This window comes from Gluconobacter sp. Dm-74, assembly GCF_018256135.1.
Lineage (GTDB): Bacteria > Pseudomonadota > Alphaproteobacteria > Acetobacterales > Acetobacteraceae > Gluconobacter > Gluconobacter cadivus.
Window position 1 is genome coordinate 302,630 of the sequence record NZ_JAERLX010000002.1, and the last position, 18,936, is coordinate 321,565.

The following is an 18,936-nucleotide window of genomic DNA, read 5'->3' on the forward strand; positions in this document are numbered from 1 at the left end:
AACGTATTTCGGGAATAATCTTTCCCTCTCTTTCAATTTTCAACCCTGACGAGAATCAATGACAGGATCGATTATCTGGAGCCTCGTGCTCGCAATTCACGTGCTGTGCATGACTTACTGGGTTGGCGGGTCGATCTATTCGACGCTGGTTGTCCGTTCCACGGTCGGACTGCTTGATCCCGGACCGCGCAATTCAGTTCTGCTTCAGGGCTATACACGCTTTTTCCGAGGGCTTTATCAGGTGGTACCCTTTTCCCTGCTGAGCGGCTGGGGACTGATTTTTCATGAAGGCGGCTTTGGCGCCGTGGCCTGGCCCGTCAATGCAATGCAGCTTCTGGGGCTGGTCATGGCAGTGGTGTTCATCCTGACCGTTCAGGGGCCATTCCGTCGGGCACGCCGGGCCATGCGCCCCCAGCAGGCCCTGTTCGACACGCTGCGCAGCCGCACCGCGATCATGGCGGGACTGGGTGTTCTGACCATCCTTGTCGCAGCAATGGCACGCGGCATCTGAAATCGTATGCGATACGGCGCTTTTGGGGCCGTATCGCTTGCCATTTCTGCCATTTACCGATAACGCACCAGTTATAGCTGCGGGTCACTGCCCCGCCCTCAACTCCGGCCCGCACCTGTTGGGGTGCGCACCGTCAACGAGAGTCTCGAGAGTCATTTGAGCGCGAAAACGACCTCCGGTCCTTCCAAATCCCGTACGACTGCCACGCCCAAACGTGGTCGCCCTCCCGCTTCGCGCAGTGCCGCAGCCGAGGTTTCCCCGACGCCTGCCGATGACGGCGACACGTCTGCGACACCGGAAGCCCCTGCTGCCAAGGCCCCGCGAGCCCGACGCTCAAAAACCGCAGCTCCTGCAACCTCGGATAAGACGGAGGCTGCAAAGCCCGTCACGCGCCGCGCCCGCAAGGTGACATCTCCGGCTGGTGAGACTGTAGCCGAGGCCGAAACGCCCGTTGCCAAATCTACCGTTCGCCGCAAGAAGACTGCTGCTGAACCTGAGGCAATCAGTGAAACAGCCCCTGCCCCCCGCCGTAAGCGTTCCGCGAAAGTGGCGGATGAGACGGTAGCTGAGGCAGCGCCCAAACGTCGTGGTCGCCCGCGCAAAGTCATTCCTGTCGAGCAGCCTGAACTTAAAGTCGTGGCGGAAAAAACTCCGAAGCCTGTCGAAGCTCCGCGTCGCCGCGGTCGGCCCCGCAAAACAGACGTAGTCGCCACGGCGGCTCCCGTGGAAAAACCCGACGCCGAAAAGACCGAGAAGAAAGCCCGTACGACCCGTCGCAAGGCTTCTGCTCCGGCTGAAGAAATCGCCGCGCCCGTCGTCGAAGAAAAGACCGCCGAACCGACCAAGAGCGAAAAAACTCCGGTCCGGCGTCGTCGCACTAAGGCTATTGTTGCAGAGGCCACCGTCGCCGCTGAAGACAGTGTCGAACTCCCCGCCGTCGCTGAGACTGTCGTGATCGCCGAGGCTTCTTCCGAAACGCCCCGCTTTGCCGATCTGGGTCTTGGCGAGCCGATCATGCGAGCCATTGAGGAACTGGGATACGAGCACCCCACCCCCATTCAGGCACAGGCCATTCCTGAAGTCCTGAAAGGCCATGACGTTCTGGGCGTCGCGCAGACCGGCACCGGCAAGACCGCTTCTTTCACGCTGCCAATGCTCCAGAAGCTCTCCGGATCCCGCGCCCGCGCCCGGATGCCGCGTTCGCTGATCCTTGAGCCGACGCGTGAACTGGCTTTGCAGGTCGCGGAGAATTTCAAGCTCTACGGCAAACATCTGCGCCTGACGCATGCGCTGCTGATCGGCGGCGAAAGCATGGCCGAACAGCGCGATGTCCTGAATCGGGGCGTCGACGTACTGATCGCAACGCCGGGACGCCTGCTTGATCTGTTCGGACGGGGCGGCCTACTCCTGACGCAAACCAGCACGCTTGTGATCGACGAAGCCGACCGTATGCTGGATATGGGCTTTATCCCCGATATCGAGAAAATCGTCGGGCTTCTACCACCCCATCGCCAGACACTGTTCTTCTCCGCCACAATGGCTCCGGAAATCCGCCGTCTGGCAGATGCTTTCCTGCGCCACCCGGCTGAAATTACGGTCTCACGCCAGTCGTCTGTCGCTGCGACCATCGAAGAAGCTTTGGTGATCGTGCCAGAGGACGAAAAACGACGCACCCTCAAAAAGCTGCTGCGTCGTGAAAACGTCCAGAGCGCGATCGTGTTCTGCAACCGCAAACGCGATGTGGACATGATCCAGCAGTATCTGACCAAGCACGGCATAGAGGCTGGACATCTGCACGGAGATCTGGCCCAGTCGCTGCGCTTCTCGACGCTGGAGCGTTTTCGTTCCGGGGAACTGAAGTTTCTGATCTGCTCGGATGTGGCGGCTCGCGGTATCGACATCGGCGGCCTGTCACATGTCTTTAACTATGACCTGCCGTTCAATGCCGAAGATTACGTCCACCGGATCGGACGCACCGGACGGGCTGGTAAAAAAGGCCACGCTTTTAGTCTGGCATCGCCGCGCGATCGCAGACTCCTTGAGGCGATTGAGACGCTGACGGGTAAGGTCATTGCTCGCCCTGCTCTCGAAGGCATCACAACTGTCGACTGGGCTCCGGAAGACGGCGAACGCCGTCCGACGGAGGCCACCCCTGCGCCTCAGGAAACCTCCGAAGACAGCGAGCACCGCGCGCGCAAGCGTCGTCGGGGTGGTCGCAAACGCAACCGTGGCGACCGTGAGGAAAACGAGAGCATTCAGCAGGCAACTCCTGTTGCTGTCCCGCCTTCCGTCTCCGTAATCGAGGCTCCTGTGAGCCATCGTTCGGTTGAGCTGGCGCCCGCCTTCGAAAACGATGGCCCGAAAACCGGCTTTGGTGGAGATACACCCGCCTTCATGCTGGTTCCGCGCCGTCGGAAAATCACGGTGTCCGGTGACACCGATCTCGCTGCTCCTGTTCAGCATGATGGACGCCATTACGGTAATGAGTGAAACCTTGACCGGAGTTGCAGAACTCCGGATTGAAGGACTGGGTGCGGCAGGCGACGGCGTTGCGCATCTTGATGGCCAGAGCGTCTTCATTCCGGGCACATTGCCCGGAGAAGAGGTTCGGGTCCGCCTTGCTTCCGGCCATCCTGAACTGATTGATATCGTTCATTCATCTCCTGAGCGCGTAACGCCGCCCTGCGACCTGTTTGGGGAATGTGGCGGCTGTGCGTTGCAGCATCTTTCCCTCCCGGCTCTGCTGGAGTGGAAATCGCAGCGCGTCCTCCATGCCCTGACGGCCGCAGGTTTCACCGATCTGCCACCTGCACGGATGTTCCAGACCGCGCCTGAAACACGGCGGCGGATGGATTTTGCTGTTCAGCGCGTGCCGGGTGGCGTGATTATCGGGCTGCATCGTCGCAACGGTGACCCTGTGGACATGACGGAATGTCACGTCCTACACCCTGCGATTTTCGAACTTCTGACGCCACTGCGCGATGTTCTGGGCAGTCTGGGAGCCCTGACGAGTCGCGGAAGCCTGATGATCAACCTGATCGACAGCGGACCGGATCTGACGCTTCAGACCCCCGCCCCACTGACCAGCGCAGACCGCACCAAGCTGGCGGCCTTCGCACGCGAACATCATCTATCCCGCATTTCCTGGCAGGACCCGAAAGATCAGGGAATCGAGACCGTCGCCCATTCTGGAGCCGTGCGGGAAGAGTTTGGCGGGGTCGCCGTCTCGCCGCCCCCTTCTGCATTTCTTCAAGCAACGGCGGATGCCGAAAAGGCCATTGTCACGGCCGTTCTAGATGGTCTGCCGTCGCTGAACAAAAAAGATGTGACGGTCGAACTGTTTGCCGGTTGTGGCACGCTCACCTTTCCGATGTCGGAAAAAGGACGCGTCATGGCTTATGAAGGCAATCTCGCCGCCGCAAACTGCCTCAAAGCGGCAGCGGGTGGCCGACGCGTAGACGGTTTTCATCGAGATCTGGGGCGCCAGCCACTTCTGCCGCATGATCTGAAATCAACACGGGCTGTTGTGCTCGATCCGCCTTATGCCGGTGCAGGGGCGCAGACTGTGCCTCTGGCAAAATCTGCCGTCCCGGACATCGTCTATGTAAGCTGCAACCCTGCTGCCCTTGAAAAAGACGGCAGAGCGCTTTGGAACGCAGGTTTTTCAGTCATTGACCTGACGATCGTGGACCAGTTCCTGTGGTCCACGGAAGTCGAAGCGGTTGTTGTGCTGTCGCGGGATGCGAAGCGGATCAAACGTGAAAGCTCTCGCCGCAACCGCAACGACCCTTCTCGTTCGGATTCTTGAACGTAAAGCCGGATTCGAGATCCTTAACCTCGTAGTCCATGACAGTGCCGGTCAGGAACAGGGTGGCTTTGCGATCCACCAGCAGGGTCACGCCCTGATCCTCGACCCGCTCATCAGCGGGCTGCGGCTCTGTGACGAAATTCATTTCGTAAGACAGACCCGAGCATCCACGCGTTCCTACACTGATCCGCAGAAGCTGTCCTTGATGAGAGCCTTCATAAAGAGCTTTCAGACGCTTGGCAGCCTGATCAGAAACGCTCATGAGCGCAGGCAGAGGACGGCGCGTTGCAACATCGGACATGATGGTTTTCCCCGGATCAGAACATGTTAAGGGCAAGACGGGCATCATCGCTCATACGACTCATGTCCCACGGCGGATCCCAGACGATTTCGATCGTCGCCTGACTGACGCCCGGCACATGAGAGACGGCATCACGCACCATCTCGGGCAGTTCCTGCGCGCTGGGGCAATTGGGCGCCGTCAGCGTCATCTCCATATGGACGCGGCCGTCGTCATGCAGGTCGATGGCGTAGATCAGGCCGAGTTCATAGACATTCACCGGAATTTCCGGGTCATAAACCGTGGCAATAGCGGCAATGACCGCGTCCTGATCAGGCGCAGTTCCGGTATCCGGAACGCAGGTTGTGTCTTCAGTGGTGGGGATATCGGTCATGGCTTCACTCATGTGAGCATCATCCGGGCCCGTTCAAGACCCTCGATAAACGTGTCGATTTCATCGGTCGTGGTATAGATGCCAAAGCTGGCGCGCGCGGTTGCCTGCACGCCCAGACGGCGAACCAGCGGCTCTGCACAATGCTGTCCGGCACGGATGGCAATCCCAAGCTGATCGAGCAGTGTCGCCAGATCATGCGGGTGCGCACCATCCATAATGAAGGAAATCACGCCACCGCGCTCCGCAGGTTCACCCAAAACATGCAGACTGTTGATTCCACGCATTTTTTCCAATGCGTAGCGTGTGAGTTCCGCTTCATGACGGGAGATCGCCTCATAGCCGATCTCTTCCACAAAGCGCACGGCAGCCCCCAGACCAATCGTTTCCAGAATGGCCGGTGTTCCAGCTTCAAACTTGTGCGGGACATGCGCCCATGTCGCGCGCTCGAACGAGACATTCTCGATCATGTCACCGCCGCCCATGAACGGCGGCATAGCGTCCAGAAGCTCCATCTTGCCCCAAAGCACACCGATGCCTGTGGGGCCATAAAGCTTGTGCCCGGTAAACGTGAAGAAATCCGCGCCAAGATCCTGCACATCAATCCTGCGATGCACGACTGACTGCGACCCATCCAGCAGGATGCGAGCGCCATAAGCATGGGCAATTTCCGCCAGCTTACGGGCCGGGGTAATCGTTCCAAGCACATTGGACATATGCGTGACGGCCACAAGCGCCACCTTGCCATCCGACAGGAGCGCCTCATAGGCATCCAAATCAATGTCGCCAGCATCATTGATGGGCGCGACCCGCAGATCAATCCCCGCCCTGTCCCGCAGCATAAGCCAGGGCACGATATTGGCGTGATGTTCGAGTTCGGAAATCAGAACCGCCTGCCCTGGTTTCAGCAGACTGCCGAAACTGTGGGCCACGAGGTTGATGGCCTCGGTACTGTTGCGGGTAAAGACAATTTCGCGATGATCGGGCGCATTGAGAAGGCGGGCAACGTCATGACGGGCGCGCTCATAGGCTTCTGTCGTGCGCTCGCTCATCCAGTGCAGGCCGCGATGGATATTGGCATATTGATGATACGCCGCATCCCGCATGGCCTCGATCACGACATCCGGCTTCTGGGACGAGGCAGCGCTGTCGAGAAAAACCAGCGGGCGACCATGAACGGTTTCGTTCAGGATCGGAAAATGAGCGCGGATTTCAGCCGTGGTTTTTCCGGGCGAGGGGCTGCTGCCGGTCATGACGCCATGCTCCGCACCAGCAGATCACGCAAGGCCTCATCGGCGACCAGATCCAGTGCGTCGATCAGGAACGCCTGCACGAGAATATCGCGCGCCTGCGCTTCGGGAACGCCGCGAGAGCGCAGATAGAAAAGCTGTTCGTCATCAAGAGCGCCTACGGTCGCGCCGTGGCTGCACTTGACGTCGTCGGCATAGATTTCCAGCTCGGGCTTGCTGTTGATCTGCGCTTTTTCAGACAGCAGCAGCGCCTGATTCATCTGATATCCATCGGTTTTCTGGGCCACGCGGTCCACGAGGATCTTGCCCTGAAAAACACCCTGCCCGGCGTCGGACAGAACCGTCTTGACGGTCTGGCGCGAACTGCCATCAGGAGCGGCATGATGGATCATGGAGGTCAGGTCGTTCAGACGCTGGCCGTCCACGATCTGCACCCCATTCACATGAACCATGGCATGTGGCGCATTCAGCGTCACAACAGCTTCGTGTCGGGCAAGGCTCCCGCCCTGATTTAGGGTGAAGCTGTCATACTCGCCCTTCTCCGACACGTCAGCGGAAACAATGGCAAGATGCGTACCGCTCAGGCTCTCGCGCTGCAATTTGATGTGATGCAGCGTAGCCCCCTTGCCCACGACGATATCGAAACGCGGATTGGCGATATACCGCCCCTCACCTGCATTGACGTCATACAGCGTCAGAGAAGCGCCATCTTCCAGCACGATACGATGCTGAAGATGCGTCGAAACAGTGTCGCCGCTGGACAGACTGATAAGGGTCAGCAGCCCGGCGTCCGTTCCTGCCGGAATGTGAAGATCAAGTCCCTTTTCGCCCAGCGCCATATTCAGCGTCGCGGAAAAGACACCCTTGAGCGGGGAAACATTTTCAGAAGCCTGTTGGGCAAAGTCCAGAGGAACAGACAGCCCCTCTAAGAACCTGCCATTGGCATAAACCATGCGCGCGCCGCTTTCCGGCAGCGGCAAACCGTTCAGAAGCGCACTGACGGATTCGGCCGCCAGAGGAGCAGCCTGTGTCCATGCCGTGTCCGCGATCGCCCGCAGCGGCGTATAGCGCCATGCTTCGACGCGGCGTGTCGGCAGGCCGATTTCGGCAAGAGCGGTCCCGCGTCCAGAGGAACGCTGGATGAACGCCTCCAGCGCCGGAGCGTCTGACGCTATGAAGGACTGTACGCTCACGCTGCCGCCTCGAGAAACTGGGTATAGCCCTGCTTTTCAAGCGTCTTGGCAATATCAGGACCGCCGCTATGGATGATGCGGCCATGCGCCATGACATGCACACGGTCCGGCACGATATAGTCGAGCAGACGCTGATGATGCGTGATGACGAGCGCAGAGAAATCCGGGCTACGCAGCGAATTCACGCCTTCCGCGACGATGCGCAGGGCGTCGATGTCCAGACCGCTATCCGTTTCGTCGAGGATGGCAAAGGACGGCTGAAGCAGACGCATCTGGAGCACTTCGTTGCGCTTCTTCTCACCACCCGAGAAGCCGACATTCACCGCGCGCTTGAGCATGTCGTCGGACATGGACAGGTGTTTGGTCTCGGCACGGACAGCTTTGAGAAAGGCCACTGCATCCAGTTCGGCTTCACCACGCGCCCGGCGAACCGCGTTCACAGCAGTTCGCAGGAAATTCGCGTTGTTCACACCCGGCAGTTCGACCGGCGACTGGAACGCCAGGAACAGGCCCAGAGCAGCGCGTTCTTCGGGTTCAAGAGCAAGAAGATCCTGCCCCTTGAACGTGGCAGACCCACCCGTGACTTCGTAGTCGTCACGACCGGCAAGCACATAAGACAGAGTGGATTTACCCGAGCCGTTCGGCCCCATGATGGCATGGACTTCACCCTTGGGGACTTCGAGATCGAGCCCCTTGAGGATATCCTTGGGCGTGCCGTCGGCGTCGATGCGGGCCTGAAGACCCTGAATTTTCAGAAAATCGCTCATATTAACCCACACTTCCTTCGAGGCTGATCTGCAGAAGCTTCTGCGCCTCGACCGCGAATTCCATCGGCAGCTCTTTGAGCACCTCGCGGCAGAAACCATTGACGATCAGACCAACCGCATCTTCTTCCGAAAGACCGCGCGAACGGCAGTAGAAGAGCTGGTCCTCAGAGATTTTCGACGTGGTCGCTTCATGCTCCACGCGCGCCGTCATGTTACGGCTTTCGATATAAGGCACCGTATGCGCGCCGCACTGATCGCCGATCAGAAGACTGTCGCACTGCGTGAAATTGCGCGCATTGCGGGCCTTCGGCTGCATACGAACCAGACCGCGGTAGGTGCTGTCCGACTGACCGGCCGAGATCGTTTTGGCGATGATCGTCGAGCGCGTGTTCGGCGCCAGATGGATCATCTTAGTTCCAGTATCGGCCTGCTGATGATTGTTGGTCACCGCAACCGAATAGAACTCACCGACCGATCCCTCACCCGCCAGCACGCAGGACGGATATTTCCATGTGATCGCAGAGCCGGTTTCGACCTGCGTCCACGAAATTTTGGACCGTGCGCCACGGCAGATGCCACGCTTGGTGACGAAATTGTAGATGCCACCACGACCTTCATCATCGCCCGGATACCAGTTCTGGACGGTGGAATACTTGATCGAGGCATCTTCCATCGCGATCAGTTCGACCACCGCCGCATGAAGCTGGTTCTCATCACGCTGCGGCGCCGTGCAGCCTTCCAGATAGGAGACGGTGGCCCGGTCTTCAGCGATGATGAGTGTGCGCTCGAACTGCCCCGTATTGCGCGCATTGATGCGGAAATAGGTGGACAGCTCCATCGGGCAACGAACGCCCTCAGGGATGTAGACGAACGAGCCATCAGTAAAGACAGCGGAGTTCAGCGCCCCGAAGAAGTTGTCGGACACCGGTACAACCGTACCCAGATATTTCCGGACCAGTTCGGGATGTTCGCGGATGGCGTCGGAGATCGGGCAGAAGATGACGCCGGCCTCCGCAAGCGTTTTGCGGAAGGTCGTTGCGACGGACACGCTATCGAACACGGCATCAACAGCAACGGGCAGACGTGCTTCTTCCGCACCTTCCACCCCAGCCAGAAGGGCCTGTTCGTGCAGGGGAATGCCCAGCTTGGCATAGGTCTTGAGAAGTTCTGGATCGACTTCATCAAGGCTCTTGGGGCCAGGCTTTTTCTTCGGCTGAGCGAAGTAATGCGCGTCCTGATAATCAATCGGCGGGTGATGGATATGAGCCCAGGTCGGCTCTTCCATTTCCAGCCACGCACGAAAAGCCTTCAGACGCCAGTCCAGCATCCATTGCGGCTCACCCTTGCGCTCGGAGATCAGGCGCACCGTCTCCTCATTGAGACCCTTAGGCGCGATATCCATTTCGATATCGGTCTCAAAGCCCCATTCGTAGCTGGATTTCGCGAGTTTTTCGACTGTCTCGCGGGTTTCCGTCACGGCTGGCATGGTGTGTTGTCCTTAACTGACCGCTTCGGTCACGGAGGGGGACTCCGCTCCAACGGTGGCGACAGGGGCCGGCGCGGGGCCGCGCCTTGGCAGGCGCTCCGCATGTCGGCCCATATCCGCCAGTGTAATGCTGTTGAGTGTGCTGAGGATGGCATCGTTCACGACATCCCACTGGCCCGACAGGCCACACAGGGAGCTATGTTCGCATTCGCGTCCGTCACAGCAGGCGGTAATGGCGATGGGTCCGTCCACGGCTGCGATAACGGCGGCGACGGTCACCTTTTCAAGCTCGCCCGCGAGGCGATAGCCACCCCGTGCGCCGCGATGGGACAGGACCAGACCGCTGGAGGCCAGCCCCTTGAGGAGCTTGGCCACGGTGGGTTCGGGAACGCCGGTTTCTACTGCAAGGGCTGCGGCTGTTGCCAGTCCTTCATGACGACCGAGATGGACCAGAAGGACAGTGGCGTAATCGGCCAGTTTGGAGAGCCTCAGCATCGCTTGCACACTCGCATCTTGTTCTAATTCAAGACTTGCTAAGTCCTGATTTGTTCCAAATGACCCATACCGACGCAAAGGTCAAGGCTTCTGTGCCCGACCTTTGGCTGACATGGAATGTCACACACCAAAAAACAGTCGGGAAACGCCGTCAAGCGCCGCTCCGGCGAGAAAACCGACCACCGTGCCATTGATACGGATATATGCGAGGTCACGCCCGACACGCGACTCCAGCCGCATTGCCAGATCGTTTCCGTCCCATCCAGCCATGACGGCAGCGATGAATCCGGACAGCTTCTCCCGCAGACCCGGCAGGATCCGCTGGACCGTACTTTCCACAGCCTGATTGACTTTCAGGCGCAGCACATCGTTGGAGCGCAGAGCCGTCGCAAGCTGGACGATCGCGGCATCAATGACCGTGGCACTCCAGCCATCCTCACGTCCGCTGTCTTCCTCCACCATGCGCCGCAGACGGTCCCACAGTTCCGAACTCCATCCTTTCAGGCTGGTATGGGTCAGGACGGAGGTGATGGTGTCGGCCATATCCTTGCGGCGAACGGGATCATGTTCGATCCGGTCGATTTCGCCGCGAACCCACGTTGTGAATCCGTGTCGCAGGTCTGAGTCCATCGGATCGACCCGTTCGAACTCGGCATGAAGCGCCATGAGAACACGGCTGGCGACGGAGCCGCCAATCGCCCATCCCAGAAAACGACCGCCCTGCTCCCGCACACGGTCTTCGACGAAATGCCGCAGGTCCGACTCCCGGGACGTTACGGTGGTCTTGATGCGCTCAAGCAGGAAGGACAGAACCTCCTGATGCATCTCACTGTCCACCATGGCGCGCATGCCGCGGGAGACCAGCGGTGCCATTTCTTCACCATTGAGCAGGACCGGAAGGGCACGTGAAATCGCAGCCTTCGCACGTCCGTCCTCAAGACGGTCGAACATCACGGGAATGGCGGAGCGCATGCTGTTGACGAGTGTCTGGCGTGTCGCAGGTTCGCTCAGCATGTCGGCGATCAGGCCGGAAAGATCAATTTTCGACAAAGCACGGCGCACATCTTCTTCAGTGAAGAACTGGCCCGAAATGAAGCGGCCCAGCGCCTGTCCGAGACGCTCTTTCTGACGCGGCAGAATAGCCGTGTGGGGAATGGGGAGACCAAGCGGGTGCCGAAACAGCGCAGTTACGGCGAACCAGTCGGCAAGACCACCAACGACGCCTGCCCTGGAGCCCGCTCTCAGGAGTCCAAATGCCAGACTGCTGTCGCCGATATGACGGGCAGCCGCCAGCGTCGTGCCCGCAGCGAGTGCCCCCATGCCAACGAGCAGTCCCCCGGCCATAAAGCGTGGCGACAGACCTGAAGGGCCGGATTTTCGTGAAACGGGATGAGGCGTGTCCGCGTGCATCCACACACGGATAGCATCATCCGGACGGGCTGTCGCGCTCAGAGCAAGGTTGCGCTTGGCGGCAGGGCGTGAAAAGTATTGCGGCCCGTTTTTCGGTCCATTTTTCTTTTTTCGCAGAAGCGAGACTGCTCCCGATGTCTGACTGCGCCTCCCGGCTCGATCCGTCTCTCCATGACCGTATTGACGCGATGACGTCCCGGCTGCTCCACGAACGCGACGGTCTTGAAGACCTGATTGCGTCCATCGGGCAGGATCTGTCCAACGACGATCCGGAGACGTGCAAGACGCGGCTGACCGAGATCGGAAATGTTGTGCGTGCACTGCGTGACGAGCATTTCGTCGAGCGCGCCGCCCATCTGCGTGCCTATGTCGGTCTTGATGAAGCGGCCCCGCAGGAGCGTCTCGAAGCCGTGGCGAAATCTCTAGTGGATCAGGCTACCGATGCTGTGTCCCTCACCGTGCCGAAGATTGCCGCGGTTTTCACCGCGCATCCGACCTTCGCACTGGCAGACGGGGTGTATGACATCCTGACGCAACGGGCTGAAAATCCCGACATGCCGATCCCGTGCCTCAAAACGCATCGTCGTCCGGGACCGCCCACACTGGCACAGGAACAGGCTCTCGCACTGGCAGCCATTCTGCGGGGCCGTGATGCGCTTGATGACCTCACAACAGCGCTCCTGCGGGAAATGTCCCAGCGCTGGTCAGGAGAGAACAGCCATGTCGATCCCGCACCTGTCGTTCTGGCAAGCTGGGTCGGTTTTGATACGGATGGACGCAACGATATCGGCTGGTGGGACACTCTTCGTATCCGGCTCGAGCTGAAATCGTCCCAGCTTCATCGTCTGACGGACGGGCTGGAGCGGCTGGGCCTTCAGGAAAGCGCACTGGCCATGCGCACGCGCCGGGCTATCGAAGCCGTCAAAACACAGCACGCCGCCTGTCCGACCGGACGGGATGCCGCACCCGAAACGATCCGCGATTTTGCCCAGACGCTGATTTCGCACCGTGACAAAGCGCTTCTGGACGCGGCTGAACTTCTGCCGCTCTTTCAGGATGCCGCCGCCGGTCTTGATGAAGACAGCCTGCTGCATCTGCGGACGCTCCGCGCTGGCTTCATGAGCCACGGCCTCGGGATCGCGCGTATCCATACCCGACTGAACGCGGCACAGATCTATAATGTGGCGCGCACACGACTGGGCCTGACGGATGACCCCGCCCTGCCCTCGCGCCGACGCGTCCTGCTGACGAAAATCGACGAGGCTCTGTCCGACCTGACGCCTCGCGCCGTAGATTTCGGCTCGCTGCTGGTCGAGCCTGCATCCGCCGCTCGGCTGATGATGACCATGGCGCAAATCCTCAAGCACATCGATTCAGGATCGCCCATCCGCTTCCTCATCGCCGAGACGGAGAGTGGCTACACGCTGCTGGCGACGCTCTGGCTGGCACGACTGTTCGGAATTAAAGACCATCAGATCGAGATTTCGCCGCTTTTTGAGACGGAAAGCGCGCTGGAAAATGGTGAGACCATTCTCGAGGAAGCGTTCCGTTCAAGCCATTGGCGCGATTATCTGAAGGCAAACGGACGGCTGTCGCTCCAGTTCGGATATTCCGATTCGGGACGGTATGTTGGGCAGCTTGCCGCCACCAATCTGGTCGAGCGTCTGCGGATGCGGACTCTCTCTCTGCTAGCAGAACATGGGCTGGAGGATGTTTCCCTCACCCTGTTCGATACGCATGGCGAAAGCATCGGACGTGGGGCCCATCCTTTCAGCCTGCGTCAGCGTCTGGATTATTTCTCCCCGGCCCGCACACGACTGGCCATGCGCGAAGCCGGGATCGGCTGCCGCGTTGAAACCGCGTTTCAGGGTGGCGACGGCTACACGCTGTTCGGAACGAAGGCGCTGGCAGCCTCCACCATTGCCACTCTTGCCGAACATACGGCCGAAATCCCGCAGGACACGAAAGATCCGGTCTATACGCGCCCGGACTTCGCAGCGGACTTCTTCTCCACCATCGCGCTGGACATGGGCGCTCTGGTCGATGACCCGGGCTATGCGGCCCTGCTCAGCGCATTCGGGCCGTCACTGATCGACAAGACGGGCTCCCGCCCCTCGGCCCGTCAGTCTGACGCGGCGACCGTGACGCGCATCACCCATCCCGGCCAACTTCGGGCCATCCCCAACAATGCGATCCTCCAGCAGCTTGGCTGGTGGGCGAATGTTCTGCACGGGCTGGGCAATGCGGCGCAACGCCATCCCGAGACATTCGAGCAGTTCGCAACAGAATCATCGCGCTTCCGCGAAGCCATGGATTTTGCCCGTCAGGCACTGGCTCATTCCGATCTGGATGTTTTGCGGACCACGATCCATCAACTCGACCCCGGAACCTGGCTGGATCGTGCAGCCAACGCCCAAAGCGACGAAGAACGGCAGAGCCTGCTGAGCATTTCGCACGGGCTGGAACTGCTGCGCTTCTGGACCAGCGGACCCGCGATGTTCCGGCGTATTCAGGCGGACCACATCGCCCTGCGCGCCGCATGGCCCGATGCACCGCGTATGGCGGCGCGTGAAAAGCTGCTCCATGCGATCCGCTTTGCCCTCATCGACCGTCTGTGGGGTCTCTCGACGCGCATTCCTTATTTCGGCCCTCGCAACAGCCTGACACGGGAATCGATCACGAACCTCATCCTCTGCCTGGATGTGCCGCGCGCGCTGCATCTTCTGGACGACCTGTTCCCGGTCACCGTTCCCAGCGTTGCCAATCTCGATTTCGCAGAGCCGGGCGATGCGGCGGAAGCTGGCGGCTTTGCACGGGAACATCAGGAGATTTTCGAGCCGCTATCGCACTGTTTTGCGCTGCTGCGCGAAGTCGGGATCGCGATCATGCATGCCAACCGGGCTTTCGGCTGAGGAATGATACGCGGCCGGAACCCTTGTCGGTAACGGCCACGTCCGTTTAGAAGGCTCTCGTAACAAACCCTAACGGAAAGTTCCTCTGCATGCTTCGCAAGGCCCTTCTTCTGGGTGCAGCCATGATGGCTGTGCCTGCTCTGGCCGCAGGTCCCGCCACACCGGCACCCAATGCTGACAGCGTGACGAACGGGACGGTGACGGTCAATGGCGTCACGATCCCCTACCGGGCTGTTGCGGGAACCATTCTGGTTCATGGCGCCGACTATAACGATTCCAGCGATGTTCTGGCCAAGCGCGGCACGAAAATTGATGGCGGCAAGGACGACGACAGCAAGAACGCGCCGGTCGCGTCCATGTTCTACACGGCCTATTTCAAAGAAGGTGTGCCGTCGGAAAAACGTCCGATCACGTTCCTTTATAATGGTGGGCCGGGATCAGCTTCGGTCTGGGTCCATATGGGCACGTTCGGTCCACGTCGCGTGAACACGCCGGGCGACACCCATCTGCCCGCCGCCCCTTATGCGCTCATCAACAACCCGCAATCTCTGATGGACGTGTCAGACGTGGTATTCGTCGACGCGCCGGGCACAGGTTTTTCGCGGATCGCCGGGAAAGATGCGGACAAGGAATTTCTGGGCGTTGATGGCGACGGCGAGGCGTTCACGCATTTCATCTCGAAGTTCCTCGCCAAATATCACCGTTACAACTCGCCCAAATACCTGTTCGGCGAGAGCTACGGCACGATGCGCTCGGCTGTGGTCATCAACGACCTTGAGCAGGACGAGAACATCGACTTCAACGGCGTGATCCTGCTGTCGCAGATCCTGAACTACGACAACAGCGATGATGGCCCGGAGTTCAACGCTGGCATGGACGACCCATATGTGCTGGCGCTGCCAACCTATGCGGCAACGGCATGGTATCATCACTGCCTGCCCGCCGAACATCCGGACCTGAAGGCGTTCCTGCACGAAGTCGAGCATTTCGCGATGACCGACTACACACTGGCCCTGCGTCAGGGTGCAGACCTGCCGGAAGACCAGCGTCAGGCGATTGCGGCAAAGCTGCATGACTATACAGGCCTGCCCGTCGATTACATCCTGCGGGCGGATCTGCGCGTGAATGGGGGCGAGTTCGACCAGCAGCTTCAGGCCAAGACCGGCATGGCGACGGGCCGTCTGGATACACGCTATTCAAGCCCGACGATCGACCCGATGAGCCAGGAAGTGGATTACGATCCGCAATCCAGCGCCATCAGTTCAGCCTATGTCACGGCCTTCAACGACTATGTCCGTAATACGCTCAAATACGGCACGGACGAGGACTATCGCCTCTATAACAGCCAAGGGCACTGGGACAATCACCACCGTCAGCCCGGTCACGGCTACCAGCCCAAGGGCGAACCAAATGTCATGACCGATCTGGCCATGGCAATGAAGACCAACCCGAACCTGCATGTAATGCTCAACGCGGGCTACTACGATCTCGCAACGCCTTATTTCGAAGGCATTTACGAGATGAAGCACCTGCCGATGGCCAAGAGCCTGCAAAAGAACATCGAATACGCACAGTATCCTTCCGGCCACATGGTTTATGTGGACCCGGCAACGCTCCAGCAGTTGCATGATAATGTCGCGGCGTTCATCCGCCGGACCGATAATCTGCACTGATCGCTGACAGAACCGGAAAAAGCGGCGGAGGGGAAACCTTCCGCCGCTTTTTTTATGCGCTACTAAGACGCAGGAACCGGGAAAGCGATCTCACCCGACAACAGATCAGACACAAAAAAACCCCGCCAGATTGCTCTGGCGGGGTTCGATGTTTCAGCAAGGCTGAAGAAATCAGGCAGACTTCGCGATGATTTCGTCGGCCACGTTCCGGGGAACGGCTTCGTAGTGATGGAACTGCATGGTGAAGGACGCACGGCCCTTCGTGGCAGAACGCAGATGCGAGATGTAGCCGAACATTTCCTTCAGCGGCACCTGTGCACGGATCATCACGGTCGAACCAGAGGTTTCCTGGTTCTGGATGATGCCACGACGACGGTTGAGATCGCCCACAACGTCACCGACATGGTCGTTCGGGGTCGTGACTTCCACGTCCATGATCGGCTCGAGGATCACCGGACCGGCGTTCTTCATGCCTTCACGGAAGCAGGCCTTGGCGGCGATTTCGAAGGCCAGAGCCGACGAGTCAACGTCATGGTACTTACCGTCGAGCAGCGTGAACTTGAAGTCCACCGTCGGGAAGCCGGCGAGAACACCCGTGGTGCTCTGCATACGGATGCCCTTTTCGACAGCCGGGATGTATTCCTTCGGAACCGTACCACCGACGACCTTGTTCTCGAAGATGATCTCATCCGGCTTGTCGGACGGAGCAAACTCGATCTTGACTTCAGCGTACTGACCCGAACCACCAGACTGCTTCTTGTGGGTGTAGGTCTCGACATGCGGCCGCGTGATCGTCTCACGGTAAGCCACCTGCGGTGCGCCGATGTTGGCATCAACGCCGTATTCACGACGCAGACGGTCCACGATAATGTCCAGGTGAAGCTCGCCCATGCCGGACAGGATGGTCTGACCCGTTTCCTGATCGGTCTTGAGGTGCAGGGACGGATCTTCAGCCGTCAGCTTCTGCAGCGCCAGCGTCATCTTCTCGACGCCGTCCTTGGTCTTCGGCTCGACGGAGATGTCGATAACCGGAACCGGGAATTGCATACGCTCCAGAACCACCGGATCGGAGGCATCGGCAAGCGTGTCACCCGTAACGGTGTCCTTGAGGCCCACGAATGCGGCGATATCACCAGCACCAACGGACTTCACTTCCTGACGCTTGTCGGCGTGCATCTGGAACATGCGTCCGACGCGTTCCTTGTGACCCTTCGTCGTGTTCAGGATGGTGTCACCGGAGTTCAGAACGCCACGATAGACGCGAACGAAGGTCAGCGTACCGTACTTGTCGGAGATGATCTTGAACGCAAGGCCAGCGAACTTGCCATCCGGATCGACCGGAACGATCGGCAGGAAGTCTTCGTCGACTTCTTCACCTTCCGGCGGAGCAATACGGATGCCTTCGACTTCGTCAGGAGCCGGCAGGTAGTCGATGACCGCGTCGAGCAGGGGCTGAACACCCTTGTTCTTGAACGCCGTACCGCACATGACGGGACGGAATTCACCGGAAATCGCACCCTTCTTGATGCACTTCTTGAGGGTTGCAACGTCCACGTCGCCCTTCTCGAAGTACTCTTCCATGGCTGCGTCGTCGACGGCCAGAGCCGTATCGAGCAGGACCTGGCGGGCTTCGTCAGCCTTTTCCTTCAGGTCAGCCGGGATCTCTTCGTAGTGGAACTTGGCGCCGAGTTCGCCGCCTTCCCAAACGATGGCGCGCATCTCGACCAGATCGACCACGCCAACGAAGTTTTCTTCGGCGCCAATCGGGAGCTGCAGCGGAACGGCCACGATGTCCAGCTTCTCTTTCAGCGTGCTGAAAGCGTAGTAGAAGTCGGCGCCAGTACGGTCGAGCTTGTTGATGAAGATGACGCGCGGAACGTTGTAACGATCAGCAAGGCGCCAGTTCGTTTCGGACTGTGGCTGCACGCCGGCCACGCCTTCGATCACGAAGATCGCGCCATCGAGCACGCGGAGCGAACGGTTGACTTCGATGTTGAAGTCAATGTGGCCCGGGGTGTCGATGATGTTGATGCGGTGGTCGTTCCACTCACACGTCACGGCAGCCGAGGTGATCGTGATGCCACGCTCACGCTCCTGCGCCATGTAGTCGGTGGTGGTGTTGCCTTCGTGGACCTCACCGATCTTGTGAGAGACACCCGTGTAATACAGGATACGCTCGGTCGTCGTGGTCTTACCGGCATCGATGTGCGCGGTAATACCGATGTTGCGAATCTTCGAGAGAGCCGACTTGGCTTCCTGAACGCTTTCGGACACGGAGAACCTCCAAAATACAATGAAAGGTGTTTCAGCCTGGACCGAAACACCTCCGCTGCGGCCCTGTGAAAGGACCGAACCTGATTTATCCCAGTGGCGGCTGAATGACCCAGACCGCCATGGTTTTCAAGAGCAATCTTGTTACCAAACAAAGTTCGGCGAAGATTCCTCAGGCGGTCTGGGCAGCCTTGCGTTCCTGAACGCGCAGGATACGGCGCTTGATGACCTGGGCTTCCGTCGGAAGCTTGCGGTTCGGCGTACCCAGCAGGAACGAATCCAGTCCACCGTTGTGCTCAACCGTGCGGATACCGTTGGTGGACAGGCGCATACGCACCGAAGCACCGAGAATATCGGAGATCAGCGTGGTCTCCTGCAGGTTCGGGAGAAAACGACGGCGGGACTTGTTATTGGCGTGGCTGACGTTGTTGCCCGTCAGCACGCCCTTGCCCGTGATCTGGCAACGGCGAGACATGGTGATACTTTCCT

General features: G+C 59.4%; 15 protein-coding genes. 5 read left to right on the forward strand and 10 right to left on the reverse strand.

Annotated elements, in window-relative coordinates; genetic code table 11:
* Window positions 1-58: 58 nt before the first annotated feature.
* The 3 genes from JK208_RS04570 (at window position 59) to JK208_RS04580 (ending at window position 4,319) form a co-directional block, all read left to right on the forward strand.
* A complete protein-coding gene (locus JK208_RS04570; protein WP_099286455.1) occupies window positions 59-511 on the forward strand; it encodes a hypothetical protein in 453 nt (150 codons plus the stop codon).
* A 501-nt stretch (window positions 512-1,012) separates the two neighbouring features.
* Window positions 1,013-3,001, forward strand: coding sequence for a DEAD/DEAH box helicase (locus JK208_RS04575; RefSeq protein ID WP_408872099.1), 1,989 nt, complete (start codon window positions 1,013-1,015; stop codon window positions 2,999-3,001).
* Window positions 2,994-4,319, forward strand: coding sequence for a class I SAM-dependent RNA methyltransferase (locus JK208_RS04580; protein WP_249201940.1), 1,326 nt, complete (start codon window positions 2,994-2,996; stop codon window positions 4,317-4,319). The genes JK208_RS04575 and JK208_RS04580 overlap by 8 nt, the downstream gene beginning before the upstream one ends.
* Here JK208_RS04580 and JK208_RS04585 read toward each other — a convergent pair.
* The 8 genes from JK208_RS04585 to JK208_RS04620 form a co-directional block, all read right to left on the reverse strand.
* Window positions 4,264-4,620, reverse strand: a complete 357-nt coding sequence (locus JK208_RS04585) for an iron-sulfur cluster assembly accessory protein (protein ID WP_194262092.1) — start codon at window positions 4,618-4,620, stop codon at window positions 4,264-4,266. The genes JK208_RS04580 and JK208_RS04585 overlap by 56 nt on opposite strands.
* Before the next feature lie 16 nt (window positions 4,621-4,636).
* Window positions 4,637-4,993: an SUF system Fe-S cluster assembly protein gene (locus tag JK208_RS04590; RefSeq protein WP_249201941.1), complete on the reverse strand. Its 357-nt coding sequence runs from the start codon at window positions 4,991-4,993 to the stop codon at window positions 4,637-4,639.
* Window positions 4,994-5,001: 8 nt separating this feature from the next.
* Window positions 5,002-6,243: a cysteine desulfurase gene (locus JK208_RS04595; RefSeq protein WP_211574507.1), complete on the reverse strand. Its 1,242-nt coding sequence runs from the start codon at window positions 6,241-6,243 to the stop codon at window positions 5,002-5,004.
* A complete protein-coding gene (gene sufD, locus JK208_RS04600) occupies window positions 6,240-7,433 on the reverse strand; it encodes a Fe-S cluster assembly protein SufD (RefSeq protein ID WP_211574508.1) in 1,194 nt (397 codons plus the stop codon). The genes JK208_RS04595 and sufD overlap by 4 nt, the downstream gene beginning before the upstream one ends.
* Complete coding sequence (sufC, locus tag JK208_RS04605) at window positions 7,430-8,200, reverse strand: Fe-S cluster assembly ATPase SufC (protein ID WP_011251696.1); 771 nt, start codon at window positions 8,198-8,200, stop codon at window positions 7,430-7,432. The genes sufD and sufC overlap by 4 nt, the downstream gene beginning before the upstream one ends.
* Before the next feature lies 1 nt (window position 8,201).
* The gene (gene sufB, locus JK208_RS04610) at window positions 8,202-9,686 is read right to left on the reverse strand and encodes a Fe-S cluster assembly protein SufB (protein WP_211574509.1); all 1,485 of its coding nucleotides are present in this window, start codon (window positions 9,684-9,686) and stop codon (window positions 8,202-8,204) included.
* Window positions 9,687-9,698: 12 nt separating this feature from the next.
* The gene (locus tag JK208_RS04615) at window positions 9,699-10,181 is read right to left on the reverse strand and encodes an SUF system Fe-S cluster assembly regulator (RefSeq protein WP_211574752.1); all 483 of its coding nucleotides are present in this window, start codon (window positions 10,179-10,181) and stop codon (window positions 9,699-9,701) included.
* Between the two features lie 120 nt (window positions 10,182-10,301).
* Window positions 10,302-11,591: a DUF445 domain-containing protein gene (locus tag JK208_RS04620; protein ID WP_211574759.1), complete on the reverse strand. Its 1,290-nt coding sequence runs from the start codon at window positions 11,589-11,591 to the stop codon at window positions 10,302-10,304.
* Window positions 11,592-11,725: 134 nt separating this feature from the next.
* Between JK208_RS04620 and JK208_RS04625 the strand changes: the two genes are divergently transcribed.
* Entirely contained in the window at window positions 11,726-14,503 is a 2,778-nt protein-coding gene (locus tag JK208_RS04625) for a phosphoenolpyruvate carboxylase (RefSeq protein ID WP_211574510.1), read from the forward strand.
* A gap of 89 nt (window positions 14,504-14,592) precedes the next feature.
* Entirely contained in the window at window positions 14,593-16,176 is a 1,584-nt protein-coding gene (locus JK208_RS04630) for a S10 family peptidase (protein ID WP_211574511.1), read from the forward strand.
* A 171-nt stretch (window positions 16,177-16,347) separates the two neighbouring features.
* Here JK208_RS04630 and fusA read toward each other — a convergent pair whose 3' ends face one another.
* Together fusA and rpmB are read right to left on the reverse strand one after the other, a co-directional pair.
* Window positions 16,348-18,450 (reverse strand): elongation factor G, encoded by a 2,103-nt coding sequence (gene fusA / locus JK208_RS04635; protein WP_099286467.1) that lies wholly within the window; start codon window positions 18,448-18,450, stop codon window positions 16,348-16,350.
* Window positions 18,451-18,619: 169 nt separating this feature from the next.
* On the reverse strand, window positions 18,620-18,922 hold the full coding sequence (gene rpmB / locus JK208_RS04640; RefSeq protein WP_041110511.1) for a 50S ribosomal protein L28: 303 nt from the start codon (window positions 18,920-18,922) through the stop codon (window positions 18,620-18,622).
* Between the last annotated feature and the right edge of the window lie 14 nt (window positions 18,923-18,936).

Coding starts and splice junctions, on each gene's coding strand:
- JK208_RS04625 (WP_211574510.1), top strand. CDS start 11,726: ATGTCTGACTGCGCCTCCCGGCTCGATCCGTCTCTCCATGACCGTATT.
- sufC (WP_011251696.1), bottom strand. CDS start 8,200: ATGAGCGATTTTCTGAAAATTCAGGGTCTTCAGGCCCGCATCGACGCC.
- JK208_RS04595 (WP_211574507.1), bottom strand. CDS start 6,243: ATGACCGGCAGCAGCCCCTCGCCCGGAAAAACCACGGCTGAAATCCGC.
- JK208_RS04580 (WP_249201940.1), top strand. CDS start 2,994: ATGAGTGAAACCTTGACCGGAGTTGCAGAACTCCGGATTGAAGGACTG.
- sufB (WP_211574509.1), bottom strand. CDS start 9,686: ATGCCAGCCGTGACGGAAACCCGCGAGACAGTCGAAAAACTCGCGAAA.
- JK208_RS04620 (WP_211574759.1), bottom strand. CDS start 11,591: ATGCACGCGGACACGCCTCATCCCGTTTCACGAAAATCCGGCCCTTCA.
- JK208_RS04630 (WP_211574511.1), top strand. CDS start 14,593: ATGCTTCGCAAGGCCCTTCTTCTGGGTGCAGCCATGATGGCTGTGCCT.
- JK208_RS04615 (WP_211574752.1), bottom strand. CDS start 10,181: ATGCTGAGGCTCTCCAAACTGGCCGATTACGCCACTGTCCTTCTGGTC.
- JK208_RS04570 (WP_099286455.1), top strand. CDS start 59: ATGACAGGATCGATTATCTGGAGCCTCGTGCTCGCAATTCACGTGCTG.
- JK208_RS04590 (WP_249201941.1), bottom strand. CDS start 4,993: ATGACCGATATCCCCACCACTGAAGACACAACCTGCGTTCCGGATACC.
- rpmB (WP_041110511.1), bottom strand. CDS start 18,922: ATGTCTCGCCGTTGCCAGATCACGGGCAAGGGCGTGCTGACGGGCAAC.
- JK208_RS04585 (WP_194262092.1), bottom strand. CDS start 4,620: ATGTCCGATGTTGCAACGCGCCGTCCTCTGCCTGCGCTCATGAGCGTT.